The following is a 19,366-nucleotide window of genomic DNA, read 5'->3' on the forward strand; positions in this document are numbered from 1 at the left end:
GGTGACGTGCCCGCGGTGCCGACATGTGTCTTCTCCCGGCGGAGCGCAGCGACCCGGACGGTGGCGGTATAGCGGACAGTCATCCCCTGCAGGGGTCCCCGACGATCAGACAGCTGTTCGTAGCGACGGCTCTCCGGGGCGTTCTTGTTCGAACGGTCAGGAACCCGAGCTGCCGGTCGAGCCAGAGGCGGAACCGGCCGCGCCGGGCAGGTCGTTGCCGTCGGAGTCGGGGCGGTGGATCTTGACGGTCACCGGACCGGATTCGTCGGCCTCGACGGTGACGGTGCGGGCGCCTGCGGCGGAGGTCGTGTGGCCGCCGGTCACCTCCGCGACGTAGCCCGCGGGGTAGTGCAGGTCGGAGACGTAGATCTCGGTCGGTCGGCTCGAGGCCTTCGGCGTGTAGGAGTATTGGAAGTCGCCGTTGGTCGAGTTGAACCGAAGGTTGCCCGGGTTCCCCGCGGTTGCCTGCGGGTAGGTGCGCACCAGTTGACGGCCCACGTCGCCGAGGAACGGGTCGGTGCCCCCGGTCGGCCCGAAGATGCTGTTGTAGATCCAATACTGCCACCCGATGAAGCGTTCATCGGCCCGGGCGAGGGTATTGGAGAGCACGGTGGGATCGCCGTCGCCGAACTCGGTTACCACGGTCGGGATGTTGGCGCGTTCGGTGATCGCGTCGATGTTGCGCCAGGTATTTCCCTGCTGCAGGTCGCAGCCGGCGCGCAGGGCCTCCGGCAGGTGGAGGTAGATCGCGGCCTGGCTGGGGATGCAGTAGTCGTGCGGGGCGAAGACGATGTTCGGGTCGGTGAGGGCCGGCGTCTTCGGCGGATTGGCGAGGTTCGAGGGCATCAGTTGGTTCCAGGTGACGTTCGGTTCCCAGAACACCGGAACCGTCGGGCTCGCCGCTCGGATGGCGTTGGTGAGTTTCTGCATCGCGCCCTGGTATTTCCGGTCGAAGTCCGGGCAGCCGTTCGGGAAACAGGTCAGGAACGGCGATCCGGGCCACGGCTCGTTCATCAACTCGATGCCCAGGACGCCCGGCTTGCCGTCCACCTTCGCGGCGAGCGCGGCCAGTGCGGTGCCGAGGTAGTCGAGCGCGCCGTGGGTGTTGTTCCACACCTCGTCCCAGCCGACGTTCATGCTCGGCATCAGGTAGTAGAGCGGGAAGCCCGGGTTCGGCTCGCCGGGACTGGGCCGCGCCTTGATGGACCAGGGAGGGAAGCCGTTGCTGCGCCATACCTTCGAGAGTCCGTCTTGGTGGTTGTCGAGTAGGACGTGGATGCCGCGTGCGGTGAGGGTGTCGACGACGGCGGAGAGTCGGTCGAGATAGGTGTTGTCGATCTGGCCGCGTTCGGGCATCAGTGCGTCGAACGAGGTCCCGAGCCGAACAGTGTTGAACCCGTGTTGGGCGAGCAGGTCTGCATCCCGGTCGGTGACCGTGAGACCGTCGCCCGGGTTGATGTACGGGGCGTCCTTGTCAACGTTGTTCACCCCGTGCAGCAAGACGGTCCGCCCGAACTCGTCGACCAGCCTCGGCCCCTCGGCGTGCAGGCGACCGGCCGCGTGAGGCGCCACTTCGTCGGCGCCGGCGATCGCGGGCGCTGTGGCGACGACGCATCCGGCGATCGCGGCGATGACGACGATCGACTTCAGTGTGCGCATTTTCCTCCATCTCGCGAGTCAGTTATCTGGACAATCGTCCGGGTGCGCGAGACTCTAGCGGGAGAAGTGTTGGGGCGTCGGTGCTTTCGCCAAACCCCGCGGCGCACTGGGCGGGACGCGCGGGTGCGTACGCGATCCTTCCCCGTCCCGTTCCACGACTTCTCCGTGGACCCTGATAAAACCGGAGAACCGACCGGCACCCCGGCGGGAGATTGCCCCGGCACCTCGGGTGCGGTTCACCGCGAATGGCACACGGCTACCTCTGACATCGTGGAATCTGTCTTTCCGGGCACGATGGGCACGCAGCGTCAGTGGGGTGAGAGTTCCTACCAGGATGTCAGTGCGTTGAGCTGGGGTTTTCCCACCAGATGTCAGTGGGTTTCCCACCTGGTGTCAGTGCTCGCTCCGCATTAATGGTCCGACGGCGATGAGTTTCTTGGTCGGCTCCCGTCTATACCGACAGATCCGATCAACCGCACCTACAAACTTAGGGAGACAACCATGACCGCTACCTACACCTTCGACGTCTTTTCCAGCCTCGACGGCTTTGGCGCCGCCAGCGGGAACTGGACCGGCTATTGGGGCAAGCAAGGTCCCGAGCTGCTCGACCACCGCCTCGCCTTGTATGGCGAGGAGCAGCGGATGGTCTTCGGGGCCAACACGTATCGGGCGTTCGCGCAGATGCTGGCCTCGAGCACCGAGGGGTCCGACGTGCGTGATCCCTGGGTCACCCGGATGAGGAGCTTGGCGGCAACGGTGGTGTCGTCCACACTGGAAGGACCCCTCGACTGGCCGGACGCGACCGTCGTGAGCGGTGACGCCGTCGACGTCGTCGCCCGGCTCAAGGAGGAGTCCGATGTGCCGTTGCGCTCGCACGGCAGCCTGTCGATGAACCGGGCGCTGATGGCCGCCGGTCTGGTCGACCGCGTCCAGGTGACGCTCTTCCCTGTGATCACCGGTAAGACTGGACTGGACCCGATCTTCCAGGGTGCGGCCGACTTCGACCTCGAGCTGATCGAGAGCCGGACGCTCGACGACAACATCCAAGAGCTCATCTACCGGCCCACCCTGCATTCTTAACCATCCTGGGGGCGGGTGAACTCGACGGCGGCCCATCAAACCCCAGGTCGCTGAGCACCATCGGTACATCCACGACGCAACAGACCCGACCGGGAAGCTGTTCTTCGAGATGCTCTCGCAACTCCAGTTCTCATTCAGCTGGACCCCACATGCGGATCCGGCTGGAATGCCGACCGGTATGCCGCGGGAGTGGTGCCGACGTGCCGGACGAAGTGGTATCGGAAGGCTTCGATCGATCCGAATCCTGCTGTTCTGGCGATGATCTCGATCGAGAGGGCAGTCGTTTCGAGTAGTTCCCGTGACCGGTGGAGGCGGCGGTCGAGCAGCCATCGCGTCGGCGTCGTACCGGTGTGGGCTCGGAATCGCCGCGACAGGCTGCATGCCTCGACGCGCGTGGCCGATATCGATGGTACGGAAGTGGTGGTGGGTCAGGGCGATTCGGCTGCAGCTCCGGCCGGGGCGGTGCACGAATTCTGGAGTGAGGCACCGGATACACGGTTCGATCACGAGATCCGGCCGCCGCTGCGGCACTGGGAAATGTTCCGGCTCTGGCAGGCACTGGACACCGCCGGAAAGACGACTAAGGGTGGCCTGCCGCGCGATCCGCTCGCCCTCGCACTGCTGTGGGACCATCAGGACGGCTACCTCGGCGGGATCCCCGCGGGGCTCCAGCGCCTGCTGCTGGGTGGCTTGGCCCGGCTCGCCCGCCGCCTCGGTTACGAGCGCCGCTGGCTGGGTGAAGCCACGATGTGACAACGGCGAGCAATGCGGGTGCGTCGGGCGTTGGGAGTGACCATCCGCCAACTAGGGCGGATGTCGTATCGGCTGTATCGGTCAGCAGTTGAGCTGGTCAGTCGGTGAGGCCATACCCGAGGGGCCGTTCAGGTCAGTCGCATCACGATGAAGGCTGTTGCCGACGTCGCCATGGGGACCCTGGGCGGAGATACAACTGCGCCCCGGTGCCACCGATTGTGTCGGTGACATCCGGGGCGCGGAAGGGTGAATCAGCCAAGGTCCGGGTGGCCGACCCACCCGACAATCGTCCAGCCCTTCTGCGGGCTGCCCTTGAGGGTGACGTGGCCGCCGTTACGCATCGGATCGGTGCCGAGCTTGCTCTTGTCGGCGTTGCTGGCGTTCATCATGGACCAGAACATGATGGTGCCGCCGTGCGAGAAGATCACCGGGTTGTCGCAGCCGCGGCGCTGCACATTGAGCAGTGCCTCATCGACGCGTCCGTCGAACTCGTTGCCGTCGATGGAGCCCGGAATCCGTGCGTTCAGGTCGCCGGAGAGCCACTTGATCGGCGCCTGTAGGTACCCGGACAGCGCCGCAGCCTCCGGGGTGCCCTCGTACTGGCCTGCCTCGATCTCCCGGAAACCGGGCTGAATGTTGAGGCTCAGGTCGTGCTTGGCGAGGGTCGGTGCCGCAGTCTGCTCGGTACGCACCATGTTGGACGCGAAGGCGCAGTCGTAATCCTGGTCGGCCAACTGGATGGCCAGATTGTCTGCCTGTGTCCGGCCGCGTGGGGTCAGGTCGGGTCCGGGCACCTTGGTGTCGATCAGGCCGGAGGTGTTACCGGCCGACTCGGCATGGCGCACCAGGGTGATGACCATTTCGCCGTCGCTGCTGCCGGAGCTGCCCCCGGAGCTTCCGAAGTCGATATCGGCGGACGCGACGCCGGCGCTAGCGGTTGTGGCCGCGACCGCGGCCGCCATCACCGCAATGGATAGTCGAAGAGATCGGATTCGCATGGGTGGGAACGCCTTTCATCGTGGGGACACCACTTCAGGTATGCCGAAGAATCGAAATTTGGAGTGTCGCATCTCACACAAGCAGCTATTCGCCAGAACCGACCCCGGGGTGTCCCATCCATCGGGAGCCCTCGCGCCAACTACGGTGGCGATTCTCACCCGGGGGGTGTGAATCGCCATCGTAATTGCCATGCGCCGGCGCGCTGACCAGCGGTGTGACAACTACCGTGGCGACATGCTGTCGCGATCGTGGTCAAGATAGTTGGCAATTGTTCGCAGACCTACCGCGTGAATCTGGAGGTCAGCAAGTCAGCGTGCTCGGTCGGCCGGCGGTCGTCACCGATCCGGCCACGGGGCGTTGTGTAGACGCCAACCGAAAGAGAGAAGCAACCATCACGAACTCCACCTCCATCTCGCGGATGCCCAACCCGGCGAGTTCGTGCCGGAGCTGAAGGACATCAGCGCCGCCCTGTTCCGCGCCACCGGCAACCAGTCGGTCCCCCGGGCCAGATGAGCCTGGTCCACCTGCGCGCCGGGCAGATCGTCGGCAACACCTACCTGACCATCCTCAACACCGGTTTCCTCCGCAAGGCCGGGGAGTCCGAGGAGCGCATCACGGCCGTGTCGTCCTGGCAGGACGCCCCCTACTTCACCGACGCCGAACAAGCAGCGCTCGCCCTGATCGAAGCCGTCCTCCAGCCCGCCCCGCACGGCAACGAGCGCGTCAGCGACGAGCTGTACGCGGAGGCGGCCCGGCACTACGACGAGAAGGCGCTGGCCACCCTCACCATCGCGATCGGCCAGATCAACTTCTTCATCGCCCTGGCCCTGATCGGCAAGCCCCAACCCGCCGCACACGCTATCGCCTGGCCGATCTTCGTTCTTGTGGTCGCTCACCGGCGCACGGAGTGGTAGGTCAAAGCGGCGATGGCCGGACTCTTTGCGTCACTCCTGTGGTGGGTGCGTAGCCACGACCTGTTCCGTGTTTCCCCGCCGTTCACCGAGCGTCGCCCTCCGCCCCGGTCCACCGCGGTAACGTCGGCCCGTGCGATTGCGACATCGTCATTGGATATCGGTTCAGCATGACAATAGGGGGAAACATGGGTTCGCTTGAGATCATGGAATGGCTTCATGAGGGCGTGCTTGCGGGGGATCCGATCAGAGGGGCGCTCTTCACGGCGGCGTTCTTCATCGTCGGGCTGGGCGGCCTGATCATCGGGCGCCCCCTTTTCTGATCTACGGGGAGAGCCTCGGGCCGTGCGGTTCTCAGCACGGCGACAAACAACGATGGCCCGCCGAAAGGCGGGCCATCGTTGTTTGTACTCGCGCCCTCGGTTCTACTGAGCCGGAAGACGGCGGGACCTCGTCGCGCCCTGCAACGGTTGTCGGGGTGCAGTCAAATGCCGCGCGGAGTTACGTGGAGTGTTTGGGCGGCCCCAGCCCAGTCTCGCCGCGCCGGGGTGCTGTGCCAACTACGTGAAGAATTGCCAACTACGGCGACAGTCGCGCCAACTACCTGACAATTTGCCAAATGCGGTGACCGTTCACACCGGGGTCGCGGGGCGCTGCTACAGTGGCGGCCATGCAGCGCGCATATTTCTGGTTTAGCAGGCCGGCCCCGGGTGGGTCGGTCGGCGTAACCACGCGCTGACTTCCTCCACCCCGAGCCGCTAACGACCGGCTCGCGGGTGTGCACGCATTCTCCTGGGTCGGCCTGAACGAACAGGACCACCATGACCCTCACTCTCGACACCGATGTGCTCGGCCTCGACGACCAGCGCACCGTCTCGATCAGTCCGTTGGCCGCGCCGGCCGAGCTGCGGCGCGAATACGCCGTCGACGCCGCCGTCGCCGCGACGGTGCGCGGCGGCAGGGACGCGACCGTGAACATCCTCGACGGCCGCGACGACCGCCTGATCGTGGTGGTCGGTCCGTGCTCGGTGCACGACACGAACGCCGCTATGGACTACGCGCGCCGACTCGCGGAGAAGGCCGAGCAGCACCGGGACAACCTGCACATCGTGATGCGGGTGTACTTCGAGAAGCCGCGCACGACGCTCGGATGGAAGGGGCTGGTCAACGACCCGCACCTCGACGGCAGCTTCGACATCAACACCGGTCTGCGGATGGGACGCAAACTGCTGCTGGACATCTCGTCGCTCGGTCTGCCGGTCGGCTGCGAGTTCCTCGACCCGATCACCCCGCAGTACATCGCGGATCTGGTCAGCTACGGCGCGATCGGTGCCAGGACCGCCGCCAGTCAGGTGCACCGCCAGCTCTGCAGCGCGCTGTCCATGCCGGTCGGGATCAAGAACTCGACCGAGGGCGACGTGCAGGTGGCGGTCGACGGGACCAGGGCGGCGGCGGCGAGCCACGTGTTCCCCGGGACGGACCTCAACGGGCTGTCCGCGCTGATCCGCACCGCGGGCAACCCGGACTGCCACGTGATCCTGCGCGGCGGCACCGACGGCCCGAACTACGACGCCGCGACCGTCGCCGACACCAAGGCGCGGCTGGCCAAGGCCGGCCTGCCCGAGCGGGTCGTCATCGACGCCAGCCACGGCAACAGCCGCAAGGATCACAACAAGCAGGTGGACGTGGTCACCGACGTCGCCGCGCGGATCGAGGCGGGGGAGGCGGGCGTCGTGGGGCTCATGCTGGAGAGCTTCCTCGTCGCCGGCCGTCAGGACCTGACCCTGGGCCGCGCGGACGAGCTCACCTACGGGCAGTCGATCACCGACGCGTGCCTGGACTGGGCCACCACCGCCGCCCAGCTGGACCGGCTCGCGGGCGCGGTCAGCGCACGCCGCGGGTCCGGAACTGCACGCTGATCCGCGGTCCGGTGGGGCGGGTGGTCTTGGGGACGGCGTGCTCCCAGGTCCGCTGGCAGGACCCGCCCATGACCAACAGGTCGCCGTGGCCGAGCGAGTACCGAAGGGAGGCGCCGCCACCGGTGCGGCGGTGTCGCTCATCAGCACGGGGCCGTAGGGCCAGGGTCCTGGCGGCGCCGAGGGAGACGATCGCGACCATCGTGTCCTCGACGGCGCCGCGCCCGATGGTGTCGCCGTGCCAGGCGACGCTGTCGGCGCCGTCGCGGTAATAGCAGAGCCCCGCGGTGGCGAAGGCCTCGCCGAGCTCGTGTCGGTAGTGCGCGTCGAGGGCGGCCCTGGCCTCGGTGAGCAGCGGGTCGGGGAGGGTGGCGTCCTCGGCGTAGAAGCTCACCAGCCTCGGCACGTCGACGACCCGGTCGTACATCCGCCTGCGTTCGGCCCGCCAGGGGACCCTGTCGACGAGATCGGCGAACAGCCGCTCGGATCCCTGCAGCCAGCCGGGGCGCACGTCGACCCAGGCGCCCTCGGACAGGGTCCGCCTGCGCACGCTCGTGCCGAGAGGCTCGAGCCGAGCGCCCTCGGTCGGGTCGTCGAACAGCGACGCCTGCACCGCGATGTCCACGAACGGAACCCTACCCCGAGTCGAACAATTGTTCTAGCGTTCTGGCCGCTACTCGGCGGTGAGCTCCGTGAGCTGCTCGGCAGCGGTGGTGTTGCCGAGGTCGGCGAGGCGCCGCAGTTCGTCCAGGTCGTCGCGCTCGGTGGCGAGTTCGATGAGCTGGTCGGCCGCATCGGTGCTCCCACCGTCGGCCAGGCGCCGGAGCTCGTCCATGTCGCCGAGTTCGCCGGCGAGCTGGATCAGCTCGTCGACCGCGTCGGAGTTTCCGCCGTCGGCGAGACGTCGGAGCTCGCCCATGTCGCCCCGTTCGACGGCGAGCTGGATCAGTTCGTCGAGGGCGATCGCGTCGCCGCGTTCGGCACGATCGCGCAGCGCGGACAGGTCGTTGTCGGTCATGATCGGCAACCTCTCAGTTGTGGGGCGCGGGAAGTGCTCCCGTTCGGCGGAGTTCGTCGCGATGCGTGTGCCATTCGTCCAGTAGTGCCGGGAGCCGCTCGCTGAGGAACTCGGCCAGCGCGACCATCTCCTCGAGCGGGGCGCGGCGGTCCGGTGGGGCGTCGGCGAGCAGCGCCAGTCCCTCGCGGAACAGCGCCGCGTGCTCGCGGTGGACGGCGGAATCGAAGTTCTGGGGTTGCTGACTCACGGGATCCAGGCTCACCCGGTCCACCCGCTCGCCTGCGACGCGGGTCCGCCGCGCCATCCGATAGCTCTCCAAGAGCTTGACCGCGCCGGTCACCGCGCTCCGGCTGGCCAGCAAGGCGTCGCCCAGCTCGTCGATCGTCTGCTGCGGCGGATCGCAGACGAACAGGTAACCCAGCAGTCGCCCCGCCATCGGCGGGAACCCGTACTGGCGTGCGTAGAAGCGGCCGACGTGGTCGGCGAAGGTCCGCTGCGCGTCGTGTGGCACCCCTCGACGGTAGCGGTTATGACTGAGATGACACAGATATGTGTCATTTGAGACGGGTGTCCAGTGGTGCTGAACTGGCCCGCGACAGCGGTGCGAGAACCGTGCGAGCCTCATCGCCATGATCACCGGCGCGGCAGTCCTCGGGGTCTCGGCGGTCGCACTCGGCATGGTGCTCACCCCCGGGCCGAACATGATGTATCTCGTCTCGCGCAGCGTCACCCAGGGCAGACGCGCGGGATTGATCTCACTCGGCGGCGTCGCGCTCGGCTTCGCCTGCTACCTGGCGGCCGCGACCGCGGGGATCTCGGCGGTCTTCGTCGCGGTGCCGCAGCTCTACCTCGCCGTGAAGCTCGCGGGCGCGGGCTATCTCGGGTGGTTGGCCTGGCAGGCGCTCCGGCCGGGTGGGGCCTCGGTGTTCGCGCCGCGGGGGCTGCCCGTCGATTCCGCCGCCCGCCTGTTCACGATGGGTCTGGTCACGAACCTGCTCAACCCGAAGATCGCCATCATGTATCTGGCGCTGATCCCGCAGTTCATCGATCCGGCGGCGGGGCGGGTCTGGGCCCAGAGTCTCGGTCTCGGCGGCGTGCAGATCGTGGTCGCGTTGACGGTGAATGCCGCGATAGTCCTTGTCGCGGGCACCCTTTCGAGTCTCCTCGCGGCCAGGCCCGGCTGGCTGAGGGTGCAGCGCTACGCGATGGGATCGGTGCTCGGTGGGTTGGCGCTGACACTCGCCCTCGACCGGTCCCGCCCCGCGGCCGCCTGACCGGCGGTGATGCGCCCCGGTTTCCTTTGTCCGTTGATGGTCGGCGGGCCTCCCGGCTGCCTATGATCGACACAGCGGTAGCCGAGCGCGGATGGATCGGGGTGCCCAGATGCAGATTGCGGACGTGTTGCGGAACAAGGGCCCGGCGGTGGCGACGGTCGGACCGGGGATCACCGTCAGCGTGCTGATCGGCGAACTCGCCAGGCACAACGTGGGCGCCCTCGTCGTGGTCGAGAACGACGAGGTGGTCGGCATCGTGACCGAGCGCGACGTGGTGCGCCGCATCCACGAGCGAGGCGCCGAGCTGCTGAACGCCCGCGTCGGGGACATCATGACCACGGCGGTGTTCACCTGCCTGCCGACCGACAGCGTCGACAGCCTCGCCGAGACCATGACCGAGCGCCGGATCCGGCACCTGCCGGTGGTCGTGGACGGGCAGCTGGTCGGCATCGTCAGCATCGGCGACGTGGTGAAGAGCCGGATCGGCGAGCTGCAGGGTGAACGTGACCAGCTCGAGGCCTACATCGAACACGGTTGACGGGCGCCGGCCCCGACACGGGGACACTGTCGGTGCCCGGTCGTAGTGTCGCCACATGGGATACGAATTTCAGGTGACCGTCGACTCCGCGCGACCGCACGACCAGGCCAAGTGGTGGGCGCAGACCCTTGGCTGGCGGGTCGAGCCCAGCGACGAGGACTTCATCCGCGGCGTCGTCGCGGCCGGGCACGCCCGCGAGGAGGACACCGAGATCTACGACGGGGTCCTGGTCTGGAGGGTTGGTGCCGCGATCGGTGATCCCGACCACCCAGACCGCCCGCGCGTGCTCTTTCAGCTTGTCCCCGAGTCGAAGTCGGTGAAGAACCGGCTGCACCTGGACGTGCGGGTCGGCGAGGACAAGCAGGCCGTGGCGGACGCACTCGTCGCTCGCGGCGCGACGGTCCTGCACCGCGGGGAGCAGGGCCCGTTCTGGTGGATCACCATGGCGGACCCCGAGGGCAACGAGTTCTGCGTCAGCTGAGCGGCTAGCGATATGCGCCCGGGGTCTCGCCGGTCCACCGCTTGAAGGCCCGCCGGAACGCGCTGGGCTCGGAGAACCCCAGCCTCGCCGACAGGTCGTCGACGGACTCGCCGCGACCGAGCCCGGAGATGGCCGCGTCTCGGAGCACCTCCTCGCGGAGCTGATTGAGCGAGGTGCCCTCCTGCCGCAGCAGCCGGCGCAGATGCGGGACGCTGATCGAGAGCATCTCCGCGATGTCGTCGGCGGTGGAGGTGCGGCCCTTGACCCCGGACTCGAGGACCTTGCGGACCTGCGCCGAGGCGGTGCTGTCGTAGTCGCGTTCGGAGAAGAGCAGATTCGGTGACTCCCGCAGGTAGTCCTCCAATGTCTCCTCGGTCTGGATGATCGGGGCGCGCAGCACGGCGTTGTCGAACTCGAGGGCGGCCATGTCGGCGCCGAAGGTGACCCGGACACCGAAGATGACGTCATAGTTCTTGGCCAGCAACGGATCCGGGGCCGGATAGGGCAGCTCCACCGCGATCAGCTTGACGCGCTTGCCGACCAGCCAGGCCGCGAACCGATGCAGGAGGATCAGTTCGAAATCGGTGAGCAGCCGGTCCGCGGCCTCCGCCGTCGCGACGGGCAGCGTGTCGTCCCGCCGCGGGATCACGACCTGGAGCCGGGTGGTCGATTCGCCGGTCCGGATCCGCAGCGGCGGCAGCCCCGGCAGTGCCCGGATCACGTCCGCCATCCGTTCGATCGCGCGCCCGAGGTCGGGGCTGTGGATCAGCGACAGGCACACCAGTTTGAAGGTGCCGCGCGGCACCGGTGCCGCGCCGAGACCGAACAGCTCGTCGCTGGTCAGCTGCCAGGCCGCCTGCGTGAACAGCGTCAGCTGCTTGGCGGTGAGCAGCGCCTTCTCGTCCCGAAGCATGGGGAGGGTGATGCCCGCCGCCTCCAGGGGGATCGCCATGTCGAATCCGCCGCTCGCCGCCAGGGCGGCCGCCCGGCGCACGAAATCCGCGGGTACGGTCCGCTGATTCATCGGTGCCTCACCACCGCCGTGCCAGCCCCAGGAGACGCTCGGCGGCCTCGGCGAGCACCTCGTCTCGCTTGCAGAAGGCGAAGCGGACCACGTGGTTCCACGGGGTCTTGTGGTCCGCGAAGACGCTCACCGGGACGGCGGCCACGCCGATCCGCTCCGGCAGCGCGCGGCAGAAGGACTCGCCGTCGGTGGTGCCGAACGGAGTGATGTCCGCGCACACGAAGTAGGTGCCGCCGCTCGAGCGGACCCCGAACCCGGCCTCGCGCAGCGCCCCGCTGAGCACGTCCCGCTTGCGCTGCAGGTCCTCCCGCAGGCCGGCCACCCATGCCTGCTCGTGGGTCAGGGCGTGCGCGACGGCGGGCTGGAACGGCCCGCCCGCGACGAAGGTCAGGAACTGCTTGGCCGAGCGGACCGCGTCGACGAGTTCGGCGGGTCCGCACACCCAGCCGGTCTTCCAGCCGGTCACGCTGAAGGACTTGCCCGCGCTGGACACGGTGACCGTTCGCTCCGCCATCCCGGGCAGTGCCGCCACGGGGGTGTGCACGCGACCGTCGAAGACCAGGTGCTCGTACACCTCGTCGCTGAGCACCAGCAGGTCTCGCGAGGTGGCGAGCTCCGCGACCGCTCGCAGTTCGGCGTCGGTGAACACCGTGCCGGTCGGGTTGTGCGGGCTGTTGAGCACCAGTATCCGGGTGTTCGGGCCGACCGCGGCGCGCAGCGCGTCGAGATCGAGGGCGTAGCCGTCGCCGTCCGGGATCAGGGACACCGTCCGGCGCACGCCTCCGGCCAGGGCGACCGCCGCCGCGTACGAGTCGTAATACGGCTCGATGAGCACGACCTCCTGGCCCGGTTCGACCAGCCCGAGCAGGGCGGCGCTGATCGCCTCGGTGGCGCCGACGGTCACCAGAACCTCGGTGTCCGGGTCGTACTGCAACCCGTACCGGGCCGCGCGGTCGGCGGCAATGGCCTCGCGCAGCACCGGCATCCCGGGTCCGGGCGGGTACTGGTTGAGGCCGTCGGCGATCGCGGACCGCGCGACCTCGAGCATCGCGCGCGGCCCGTCGGTGTCGGGGAACCCCTGGCCCAGATTGATCGCGCCCGTCCGTACTGCCAGCGCCGTCATCTCGGCGAAAATGGTGGAGCTGAACGGTTGCAGGCGACTGACCGTTTGCGAGTGGCGTGCTGCGGGCATTGTCACAGCCTATTCGCCGTCCGGACCGATTCCGGCCGCGTGGTCGACGAACAACCGATGCTTAGCATCGGCAAACCGCGGAACTGCGCGGCGAGTCCGTTCTACCGTCGAGGTATGAGCGCCGCGGTCGACATCTCGAACCTGGTCAAAACCTTCGGTCGGACACGGGCACTCGACGGTCTCGACCTCCAGGTGCGCACGGGGGAGGTGCACGGCTTCCTCGGCCCGAACGGGGCCGGGAAGTCGACCACCCTCCGGGTGTTGCTCGGCCTGCTCCGCGCCGACAGCGGCGACGTGCGACTGCTCGGCGGCGACCCCTGGCGCGAGACGGCCGCGCTCCACCGACGTCTCGCCTACGTCCCGGGGGACGTGAACCTCTGGCCCAACCTGTCCGGTGGCGAGGTGATCGATCTGCTCGGACGATTGCGGGGCGGCCTCGACGAGCGGCGGCGCGCCGAGCTGCTCGAGCGGTTCGACCTGGACCCGACGAAGAAGGGCCGGACCTACTCCAAGGGCAATCGGCAGAAGGTGGCGCTCGTGGCGGCGCTGTCCTCCGACGTGGAGCTGCTGGTCCTCGACGAACCCACCTCGGGGCTGGACCCGCTCATGGAGGCGGTGTTCCAGGAGTGCATCGCCGAGGCCATGCGCCAGGGACGCACCGTCCTGCTGTCCAGCCACATCCTCGCCCAGGTCGAGGCCCTGTGCGACCGGGTCACGATCATCCGGCTCGGTCGGGCGATCGAAACCGGCAGCCTGGCCGACCTGCGGCATCTCACCCGCACCTCCATCGCGTGCGAGACCACGAGCCCGCCGACCGGGCTGGCGGAGCTGGCCGGCGTGCACGATCTGGTGGTGGAGGGGGACCGGGCCCGGTTCCAGGTCGACACGGCCGATCTGGACGCGGCGATCACCCATCTCACGCGTTTCGGTATCCGCACACTCACCAGTCAGCCGCCGACCCTGGAGGAGTTGTTCCTGCGGCACTACGGCGACGAGCTCGCGGCGGCGGGGGTGGACGAATCGTGACCACGCTGACGGGCACCGCGACGCTCACCCGGTTCTGCTTCCGGCGCGAACGGTTCGCGCTGGTCTGGTGGGTCCTCGGCGGTGTCTTCGTCTACTACTCGCAGGCCGTCGGCGTCGACCTCGCGTACCCGACCCAACCGGAGCTCGACGCGGTCGCGGCCAGCATGGAGACCAACGCGGCGATGGTGGCGATGGCGGGACCGCCGCGCGCACTCGACACGATCGGTGGACAGGTGGCCTTCCAGGCGAGTGCCTTCGGCATGATCGTCGCCGGCCTGATGAGCATGTTCCTGATCGGACGGCACACCCGCTCCAACGAGGAAACGGGTCGCGACGAGCTGATCCGGTCCGCCGTCGTCGGCAGGCACGCACCCGTCGCCGCCGCGGCGATCGTCGCCGCGGTCGCGAGCGTCCTCTACGGCGCGGCGGTCGCGCTGAGCCTGATCGCCTACGGTCTCGCCGCGGCCGGATCGATCGCCCTCGGCGTCGGCGCCACGTGCGCGGGCCTGGTGTTCGCGGCGATCGCACTGCTGGCCGCGCAGGTCACCGAGAGCATCAGGACGGTCTATGGCATCACCGGTGCCGCCATCGGCGCGGCCTACGTGCTCCGCGCGGTGGGCGATGTCGGCGGCGGTGCGCTGTCCTGGCTGTCCCCGCTGGGCTGGGGGCAGGCGATGCGGCCGTACGACGGTGAGATCTGGTGGCCGGCGCTGTTGTCGCTGGTCGTCGCGGTGGCCGTCGGCCTCGCCGCGCTGCGGGTGCTGGACCATCGTGACGTCGGGGCCGGGGTGTTCCCGCCGCGGCCCGGCCCTGCCCGGGCCGCACAGGGGTTGCTGGGCGAGTTCGGGCTCGCCTGGCGGCTGCAGCGGGGCACGCTGGCGGGCTGGTCGGGCGGGTTGTTCCTCGGCGGGCTCGCGTTCGGCACGATCGGCAACGACGTCGGCGACCTGTTGGGCGACATCGACATCGGTGAGTTGCTGGGGCAGGAGGGCGCGAGCATGGTCGATGCGTTCTACGCGATGGCCGCCGCGATGCTGGCCATGATCGGGTCCGCGTACACGATCTCCTCCGGGCTCCGGCTGCGCTCGGAGGAGGCGGCGGGCCGGCTCGAACCGCTGCTGTCCACCGCGCTGACCCGGATTCGCTGGGTCGCGGGCCACGCGGTGATCATGCTGGCCGGTTCGGCCCTGGTGCTCGTGCTCGCCGGGCTCGGCATGGGCGTGATGTACGGGGCCATCGCCGACGACATGGCGGAGGTGCCCCGGATGCTCGGCGCGACCCTCGCCTACCTCCCGGCCGTCTGGGTCCTCGGCGGGCTCACCCTGCTCCTCTTCGGCCTCCTGCCGCGGTTCGCCTCCGCCGCCTGGATCGGGCTGGCCTTCTGCTTCTTCGTCCTGATGTTCGGCGCGACGCTGAAGTTCCCGGACTGGCTGATGAGCGTCTCGCCGTTCGACAACCTGCCGCTGGTCCCCGCGGTGGACTTCCGGGTGGCGCCGGTCCTGGCCACCACGCTGGTTGCCGCCGCGCTGTGCCTGGTGGGGGCGGCCGCCTTCCGGCGGCGCGACATCGAGACCAACTGACGGGGCCATGATGTTTGCGGGGCTGTCACGTTTTGTGGGGCTGCCTCGTCCAAGGGATAGGCGGCGCGAACGGGCCGCCCACACGGGAAACAGGAGGGCGTCATGACTCGAATCAAGCCGGTGGCACCGAAGGACGCGGGGCTGCTGATCAAGGTGGGCTACAAGTTCGCCGGGCGCAGATTCGGTGAGGTGCCCGAGCCCTTCGCGGTCCTCGCGAACCATCCGAAGCTGTTCGTGGCCTCCGCGCGGCACGAGATGGCCGTGCAGAAGGGGTCGAAGGTGCTGCCCGCGAACATCCGTGAGCTGGCGGTCTACCGGACGGCGTGGACCGTCGGGTGTTCCTGGTGCGTGGACTTCGGTTCCATGCTCATGCGACTCGACGGCCTCGACATCGAACGACTCCAGCAGATCGGCGACTACGAGGACTCCCCGCTCTACAGCGAGGACGAGCGTGCGGCGATCGCGTACGCGGATGCGATGACCGCGACCCCGACGGAGGTCACCGATGAGCAGGTGGCGGACCTGGAGCGCCGGTTCGGCCGGGACGGTGTGGTCGAGCTGACCTATCAGATCGCGCTGGAGAATCAGCGGTCCCGGATGAACTCCGCTCTCGGGATCACCGATCAGGGCTTCAACTCGGGTGACGCGTGCCGGGTTCCGTGGGCCGATCAGTCGGTCATCGAGCAGGCCGGTCCGGGAGCCTGATGCCGGTGAACTTCTCCGGATTCGCGATGTCGTAGGCGGCGCACACCTTGCCGTCGCGAACGGTGAAGCCGCCGACCCTCGCCGGGAAGCCCGGGTGCGTCTCGTCCCCGGGCGACCCGTGCGTGAAGAAGCCGAGCTGCCCGTTGACGAGGGCCGGTTCGATCGCCAGGAATGTCTGCGGCCCATAGCGTTTGATCAGGCCGAGGTAGAAGCGGGCGAACTTGTCGGATCCGTGGATGACGTTGACCGCGGTGCGGGTCGTGCCGTTGGCGTCGCCGATCACCAGGGCGTCCGGGTGCAGCGCGTCGAGGACGGCCTGCAGGTCGCCGGCCGCCATCGCGGCCATCAGGCGGCCCACCGCCTCGGCGTGCTCGTCGTCCGGGCTCGGATTCTCGGCGCCTGCCACGGCGCGCCGCCCACGCGAGGCCAGTTGCCGGGTCGCGGCGGTCGAGGTGCCGAGGATCCCGGCGATCTCGTCGAACGGGACACCGAACCCATCGTGCAGCACGAACGCGGTGCGCTGATCCGGGCCGAGGGTGTCGAGCACCACCATGGCCGCCAACCGCGCGTCCTCCTCGCGGACAACCGCTTCCAGCGGGTCGACCGAACCCGACGATTCGAGTGGCATCACGATCGGCTCCGGAAGCCATTGCCCGACATAGCTTTCGCGTCGGACGGCCGCGCTGCGCAGGTGGTCGAGGCAGATCCGCCCGACCACGGTGGTCAACCAGGCACGGAGGTCGCGCACGGAATCGAGGTCGGTCTCGCTCAGCCGGAGCCAGGCCTCCTGGACGGCGTCCTCGGCGTCGGACACGCTGCCCGTCATCCGGTACCCGACCGACAGCAGGTGACGGCGGTGGGTCTCGAAGGTCTCGGCGAGTGCGACGGTGCCCATGGCCCCAATACTTCTACAACCGCCGGCCGGGGTCACGCTGAGTAGGATCACCCCCATGCGTTTCGGGATGTTCGTACCGCAGGGCTGGCGTCTGGACCTGGTGGGCATCGACCCGGCCGAGCAGTGGGACGCGATGAAGTCGGTCACGCTGCGGGCGGAGTCCGGACCGTGGGAGTCGGCGTGGGTGTACGACCACTTCCACACCGTGCCCGCGCCCACCGACGAGGCCACCCACGAGGCCTGGTCGCTGATGTCCGCGCTCGGCGCGGTGACCTCCACCATCCGGCTCGGGCAGATGTGCACCGCGATCAGTTACCGCAACCCCGCCTACCTGGCGAAGATCGCCGCCACCGCGGACGTCATCTCGGGTGGCCGCATCGAGATGGGCATCGGTGCGGGCTGGTACGAACACGAATGGCGCGCCTACGGTTACGGGTTCCCGTCCGCAGGCGAGCGCCTGGCCCGGCTCGACGAGGGTGTGCAGATCATGAGGCAGGCCTGGACCACCGGGTCCGCGACCCTGGATGGCAAGCACTACCGGGTCGATGGCGCCATCGTCCGCCCGTTGCCGCTCCAGGAGGGTGGCATCCCGCTGTGGATCGCGGGCGGCGGCGAGAAGGTCACCCTCAAGATCGCGGCGAAATACGCCCAGTACACCAACTTCGACGGAACCCTCGAGGGCTTCACCCAGAAGTCGGCCGTGCTCAAGGGGCACTGCGCGGCCGTGGGGACCGACTTCGACGCGATCGTCCGCTCGGCCAACTACAACATCGCGATCGGTGCGACCGAGGCGGAGGTGGAGGGCCGCCTGGCCGCGACCAAGGCCAGGATGGCGAAGTACGTGGGCGAGGACCTGGCGGAGGCATCGATGGCGGCGTTCCGTGGGATGCCAGGTGTCGGGACGCCCGAGCAGATCATCGAGAACCTGACCGCGCTGCGGAATCAGGGCCTGAGCTACGGGATCTGCTATTTCCCCGAGGCCGCATACGACACATCGGGCATCGAGATGTTCGAACGCGAGGTGATCCCCGCGCTGGCCGACCGGCACGGAGGCAGGAGCTGACATGTTCGTGGAATCGCTCAACGACGAGGGTCTGTGGCTGACGCCGCCGGGCCCCGGCGACATCGAGTCCATCACCAGGTGCTGTCAGGACGAGGCGGTGGGGGAGTGGACCACCCTGCCGGTGCCGTACACCCACGACGATGCGCGCCGGTTCGTCGAACGGGTCGTACCCGTCGGATGGGCGGACCGCAGCCCCACCTGGGCGTTGCGGCACAACCCCGCGGGTGCGGTGGTCGGGATGATCGGTCTCGCCGGCCGCGACGACTCGGCCGCGGACCTGGGCTTCTGGCTCAATCAGGCGGTCCGCGGCCGAGGGTTGATGGCCAGGGCGGTGAACCTGGTGTGTGACTTCGGTTTCCGCCCGGACGGGATGGCCCTGGAACGGATCGAGTGGCGCGCGTACGTCGGCAACAAGCAGTCCGCGTCCGTGGCGCGGCGGGTGGGCTTCCGATTCGAGGGCACGCTGCGCGCGGGCGGTCTCCAGCGCGGGCGCAGGCGTGACGAATGGGTCGCGGGCCTGCTCTACGCGGATCCGCGTGAGCAGGCCGAGGGCTGGCCCGACCTCGGCTAGCGCAGGTCGGCCTGGTCGACCGGGATCTGCTGGTTCTCGGCGCGCGGGACCTGCTCGGCCAGCGGGATCGACTTCGCCAACAGCTTCCACTCCGCGCCGCTGATCGAGTCCGCCGCCCGCCGGATCACCTTCTGGTCCTTGGTACCCCAGGCGATCGGCATCGGGCTGACCATCTGCCAGGTGTCCGAGTTGGACTTGGTGCTGCGGTCGGACAGCACCGCGACCGAGGGCACCCGCTCGCCGACGTTGGTCAGGGAATGCCCCGGCAGCGTCCGGATGTTGCGGGTGACCAGCGCGTAGTGCGGTCGATCCGCGGACGGCTTGGCCACGTCCACCAGCGCCAGCAGCGTGGCCCCGCGGGGCCGGGCCACCGCGACCACGGCGGGCACCAACGGGCCGTCGGCGTAGAGCTTCTCGATCGAACCGACCTTCTTCGGGGCCCAGAACGCCACCCACACCGACGTGACGGCCAGCAGGGCGACGACCGCACCGACGATGTACGACCACGGATGGGCCAGGTAGATCAGCCAGGCCGCGAGCCCGGCCAGCAACAGGGCCGTGACGATCGCCGAGACCCGGAGTCGCCGGACGTCGCCGACCGTCTCGTTGACGGAGTTGGCGTGGGAGTGGTCGACGGGGAACTCGAAGCTGCGCACGGTCCCCTTTCTACCCGATGACAGG

At 68.7% G+C, this 19,366-nt stretch carries 23 protein-coding genes; 13 read left to right on the forward strand and 10 right to left on the reverse strand.

The window, feature by feature from the left end; genetic code table 11:
- Positions 1 to 156: 156 nt before the first annotated feature.
- Entirely contained in the window at positions 157 to 1,659 is a 1,503-nt protein-coding gene (locus tag ACFQS9_RS09290) for an endoglycoceramidase I (RefSeq protein ID WP_378403796.1), read from the reverse strand.
- Between the two features lie 501 nt (positions 1,660 to 2,160).
- Here ACFQS9_RS09290 and ACFQS9_RS09295 point away from each other — a divergent pair.
- On the forward strand, positions 2,161 to 2,739 hold the full coding sequence (locus tag ACFQS9_RS09295; protein WP_378403798.1) for a dihydrofolate reductase family protein: 579 nt from the start codon (positions 2,161 to 2,163) through the stop codon (positions 2,737 to 2,739).
- Between the two features lie 134 nt (positions 2,740 to 2,873).
- On the opposite strand, the gene ACFQS9_RS09300 is transcribed toward ACFQS9_RS09295, so the two are convergent.
- The gene (locus ACFQS9_RS09300) at positions 2,874 to 3,143 is read right to left on the reverse strand and encodes a helix-turn-helix domain-containing protein (RefSeq protein ID WP_378404152.1); all 270 of its coding nucleotides are present in this window, start codon (positions 3,141 to 3,143) and stop codon (positions 2,874 to 2,876) included.
- Here ACFQS9_RS09300 and ACFQS9_RS09305 point away from each other — a divergent pair.
- On the forward strand, positions 3,133 to 3,492 hold the full coding sequence (locus ACFQS9_RS09305) for a cupin domain-containing protein (RefSeq protein ID WP_378403800.1): 360 nt from the start codon (positions 3,133 to 3,135) through the stop codon (positions 3,490 to 3,492). The two genes, ACFQS9_RS09300 and ACFQS9_RS09305, sit on opposite strands and share 11 nt — an antisense overlap.
- 251 nt (positions 3,493 to 3,743) lie before the next feature.
- Here ACFQS9_RS09305 and ACFQS9_RS09310 read toward each other — a convergent pair whose 3' ends face one another.
- On the reverse strand, positions 3,744 to 4,454 hold the full coding sequence (locus ACFQS9_RS09310; RefSeq protein ID WP_378403802.1) for a histidine phosphatase family protein: 711 nt from the start codon (positions 4,452 to 4,454) through the stop codon (positions 3,744 to 3,746).
- Positions 4,455 to 5,000: 546 nt separating this feature from the next.
- Here ACFQS9_RS09310 and ACFQS9_RS09315 point away from each other — a divergent pair.
- The 3 genes from ACFQS9_RS09315 (at position 5,001) to ACFQS9_RS09325 (ending at position 7,321) form a co-directional block, all read left to right on the forward strand.
- Positions 5,001 to 5,405 (forward strand): carboxymuconolactone decarboxylase family protein, encoded by a 405-nt coding sequence (locus tag ACFQS9_RS09315; RefSeq protein ID WP_378403804.1) that lies wholly within the window; start codon positions 5,001 to 5,003, stop codon positions 5,403 to 5,405.
- 185 nt (positions 5,406 to 5,590) lie between these two features.
- Complete coding sequence (locus tag ACFQS9_RS09320; protein ID WP_378403806.1) at positions 5,591 to 5,725, forward strand: hypothetical protein; 135 nt, start codon at positions 5,591 to 5,593, stop codon at positions 5,723 to 5,725.
- Positions 5,726 to 6,223: 498 nt separating this feature from the next.
- Positions 6,224 to 7,321: a 3-deoxy-7-phosphoheptulonate synthase gene (locus tag ACFQS9_RS09325; RefSeq protein WP_378403808.1), complete on the forward strand. Its 1,098-nt coding sequence runs from the start codon at positions 6,224 to 6,226 to the stop codon at positions 7,319 to 7,321.
- On the opposite strand, the gene ACFQS9_RS09330 is transcribed toward ACFQS9_RS09325, so the two are convergent.
- Genes ACFQS9_RS09330 through ACFQS9_RS09340 form a run of 3 tightly spaced genes read right to left on the reverse strand, consistent with a single transcriptional unit; the run spans position 7,287 to position 8,847 of the window.
- Entirely contained in the window at positions 7,287 to 7,943 is a 657-nt protein-coding gene (locus tag ACFQS9_RS09330; protein ID WP_378403810.1) for an alpha-ketoglutarate-dependent dioxygenase AlkB, read from the reverse strand. The genes ACFQS9_RS09325 and ACFQS9_RS09330 overlap by 35 nt on opposite strands.
- Before the next feature lie 48 nt (positions 7,944 to 7,991).
- The gene (locus tag ACFQS9_RS09335) at positions 7,992 to 8,336 is read right to left on the reverse strand and encodes a hypothetical protein (RefSeq protein ID WP_378403812.1); all 345 of its coding nucleotides are present in this window, start codon (positions 8,334 to 8,336) and stop codon (positions 7,992 to 7,994) included.
- 13 nt (positions 8,337 to 8,349) lie between these two features.
- Positions 8,350 to 8,847 carry a GbsR/MarR family transcriptional regulator gene (locus tag ACFQS9_RS09340; protein WP_378403814.1) on the reverse strand — a complete coding sequence of 166 codons (498 nt, stop codon included), beginning with the start codon at positions 8,845 to 8,847 and terminating at the stop codon, positions 8,350 to 8,352.
- Positions 8,848 to 8,965: 118 nt separating this feature from the next.
- Between ACFQS9_RS09340 and ACFQS9_RS09345 the strand changes: the two genes are divergently transcribed.
- The 3 genes from ACFQS9_RS09345 (at position 8,966) to ACFQS9_RS09355 (ending at position 10,629) form a co-directional block, all read left to right on the forward strand.
- Complete coding sequence (locus ACFQS9_RS09345; RefSeq protein WP_378403816.1) at positions 8,966 to 9,610, forward strand: LysE family translocator; 645 nt, start codon at positions 8,966 to 8,968, stop codon at positions 9,608 to 9,610.
- 109 nt (positions 9,611 to 9,719) lie between these two features.
- A complete protein-coding gene (locus ACFQS9_RS09350) occupies positions 9,720 to 10,148 on the forward strand; it encodes a CBS domain-containing protein (protein ID WP_378403818.1) in 429 nt (142 codons plus the stop codon).
- Between the two features lie 55 nt (positions 10,149 to 10,203).
- Entirely contained in the window at positions 10,204 to 10,629 is a 426-nt protein-coding gene (locus tag ACFQS9_RS09355; RefSeq protein WP_378403820.1) for a VOC family protein, read from the forward strand.
- A gap of 4 nt (positions 10,630 to 10,633) precedes the next feature.
- Here the strand turns inward: ACFQS9_RS09355 and ACFQS9_RS09360 are convergent, their stop codons facing one another.
- The gene (locus tag ACFQS9_RS09360; protein ID WP_378403822.1) at positions 10,634 to 11,653 is read right to left on the reverse strand and encodes an AraC family transcriptional regulator; all 1,020 of its coding nucleotides are present in this window, start codon (positions 11,651 to 11,653) and stop codon (positions 10,634 to 10,636) included.
- A gap of 7 nt (positions 11,654 to 11,660) precedes the next feature.
- On the reverse strand, positions 11,661 to 12,845 hold the full coding sequence (locus ACFQS9_RS09365; protein WP_378403824.1) for a pyridoxal phosphate-dependent aminotransferase: 1,185 nt from the start codon (positions 12,843 to 12,845) through the stop codon (positions 11,661 to 11,663).
- Between the two features lie 114 nt (positions 12,846 to 12,959).
- Here ACFQS9_RS09365 and ACFQS9_RS09370 point away from each other — a divergent pair, with 114 nt between their 5' ends.
- The 3 genes from ACFQS9_RS09370 to ACFQS9_RS09380 all read left to right on the forward strand — a co-directional run bounded on the left by ACFQS9_RS09370 (position 12,960) and on the right by ACFQS9_RS09380 (position 16,156).
- Complete coding sequence (locus tag ACFQS9_RS09370; protein WP_378403826.1) at positions 12,960 to 13,871, forward strand: ABC transporter ATP-binding protein; 912 nt, start codon at positions 12,960 to 12,962, stop codon at positions 13,869 to 13,871.
- Complete coding sequence (locus tag ACFQS9_RS09375) at positions 13,868 to 15,451, forward strand: ABC transporter permease (protein WP_378403828.1); 1,584 nt, start codon at positions 13,868 to 13,870, stop codon at positions 15,449 to 15,451. The genes ACFQS9_RS09370 and ACFQS9_RS09375 overlap by 4 nt, the downstream gene beginning before the upstream one ends.
- A 102-nt stretch (positions 15,452 to 15,553) precedes the next feature.
- Complete coding sequence (locus ACFQS9_RS09380; RefSeq protein WP_378403830.1) at positions 15,554 to 16,156, forward strand: carboxymuconolactone decarboxylase family protein; 603 nt, start codon at positions 15,554 to 15,556, stop codon at positions 16,154 to 16,156.
- On the opposite strand, the gene ACFQS9_RS09385 is transcribed toward ACFQS9_RS09380, so the two are convergent.
- Complete coding sequence (locus ACFQS9_RS09385; RefSeq protein WP_378403832.1) at positions 16,128 to 17,051, reverse strand: sigma-70 family RNA polymerase sigma factor; 924 nt, start codon at positions 17,049 to 17,051, stop codon at positions 16,128 to 16,130. The genes ACFQS9_RS09380 and ACFQS9_RS09385 overlap by 29 nt on opposite strands.
- Before the next feature lie 55 nt (positions 17,052 to 17,106).
- On the opposite strand from ACFQS9_RS09385, the gene ACFQS9_RS09390 reads away from it, so the two are divergent.
- Both ACFQS9_RS09390 and ACFQS9_RS09395 read left to right on the forward strand, forming a co-directional pair.
- A complete protein-coding gene (locus ACFQS9_RS09390; RefSeq protein WP_378403834.1) occupies positions 17,107 to 18,114 on the forward strand; it encodes an LLM class F420-dependent oxidoreductase in 1,008 nt (335 codons plus the stop codon).
- A 1-nt stretch (position 18,115) separates the two neighbouring features.
- Positions 18,116 to 18,685 (forward strand): GNAT family N-acetyltransferase, encoded by a 570-nt coding sequence (locus ACFQS9_RS09395; RefSeq protein WP_378403836.1) that lies wholly within the window; start codon positions 18,116 to 18,118, stop codon positions 18,683 to 18,685.
- Here ACFQS9_RS09395 and ACFQS9_RS09400 read toward each other — a convergent pair.
- The gene (locus ACFQS9_RS09400; RefSeq protein ID WP_378403838.1) at positions 18,682 to 19,341 is read right to left on the reverse strand and encodes a DUF3239 domain-containing protein; all 660 of its coding nucleotides are present in this window, start codon (positions 19,339 to 19,341) and stop codon (positions 18,682 to 18,684) included. The genes ACFQS9_RS09395 and ACFQS9_RS09400 overlap by 4 nt on opposite strands.
- Positions 19,342 to 19,366 lie beyond the last annotated feature (25 nt).

This window comes from Rhodococcus daqingensis, assembly GCF_042665615.1.
In the GTDB taxonomy this organism is placed as follows: Bacteria; Actinomycetota; Actinomycetes; order Mycobacteriales; family Mycobacteriaceae; genus Rhodococcus_G; species Rhodococcus_G daqingensis.

Bases quoted from the DNA above. Each gene is read 5' to 3' on its own strand.
- ACFQS9_RS09290 (WP_378403796.1), bottom strand. From the start codon at position 1,659: ATGCGCACACTGAAGTCGATCGTCGTCATCGCCGCGATCGCCGGATGC.
- ACFQS9_RS09295 (WP_378403798.1), top strand. From the start codon at position 2,161: ATGACCGCTACCTACACCTTCGACGTCTTTTCCAGCCTCGACGGCTTT.
- ACFQS9_RS09310 (WP_378403802.1), bottom strand. From the start codon at position 4,454: ATGGCGGCCGCGGTCGCGGCCACAACCGCTAGCGCCGGCGTCGCGTCC.
- ACFQS9_RS09315 (WP_378403804.1), top strand. From the start codon at position 5,001: ATGAGCCTGGTCCACCTGCGCGCCGGGCAGATCGTCGGCAACACCTAC.
- ACFQS9_RS09320 (WP_378403806.1), top strand. From the start codon at position 5,591: ATGGGTTCGCTTGAGATCATGGAATGGCTTCATGAGGGCGTGCTTGCG.
- ACFQS9_RS09325 (WP_378403808.1), top strand. From the start codon at position 6,224: ATGACCCTCACTCTCGACACCGATGTGCTCGGCCTCGACGACCAGCGC.
- ACFQS9_RS09335 (WP_378403812.1), bottom strand. From the start codon at position 8,336: ATGACCGACAACGACCTGTCCGCGCTGCGCGATCGTGCCGAACGCGGC.
- ACFQS9_RS09345 (WP_378403816.1), top strand. From the start codon at position 8,966: ATGATCACCGGCGCGGCAGTCCTCGGGGTCTCGGCGGTCGCACTCGGC.
- ACFQS9_RS09350 (WP_378403818.1), top strand. From the start codon at position 9,720: ATGCAGATTGCGGACGTGTTGCGGAACAAGGGCCCGGCGGTGGCGACG.
- ACFQS9_RS09355 (WP_378403820.1), top strand. From the start codon at position 10,204: ATGGGATACGAATTTCAGGTGACCGTCGACTCCGCGCGACCGCACGAC.
- ACFQS9_RS09360 (WP_378403822.1), bottom strand. From the start codon at position 11,653: ATGAATCAGCGGACCGTACCCGCGGATTTCGTGCGCCGGGCGGCCGCC.
- ACFQS9_RS09365 (WP_378403824.1), bottom strand. From the start codon at position 12,845: ATGCCCGCAGCACGCCACTCGCAAACGGTCAGTCGCCTGCAACCGTTC.
- ACFQS9_RS09370 (WP_378403826.1), top strand. From the start codon at position 12,960: ATGAGCGCCGCGGTCGACATCTCGAACCTGGTCAAAACCTTCGGTCGG.
- ACFQS9_RS09380 (WP_378403830.1), top strand. From the start codon at position 15,554: ATGACTCGAATCAAGCCGGTGGCACCGAAGGACGCGGGGCTGCTGATC.
- ACFQS9_RS09385 (WP_378403832.1), bottom strand. From the start codon at position 17,051: ATGGGCACCGTCGCACTCGCCGAGACCTTCGAGACCCACCGCCGTCAC.
- ACFQS9_RS09390 (WP_378403834.1), top strand. From the start codon at position 17,107: ATGCGTTTCGGGATGTTCGTACCGCAGGGCTGGCGTCTGGACCTGGTG.
- ACFQS9_RS09395 (WP_378403836.1), top strand. From the start codon at position 18,116: ATGTTCGTGGAATCGCTCAACGACGAGGGTCTGTGGCTGACGCCGCCG.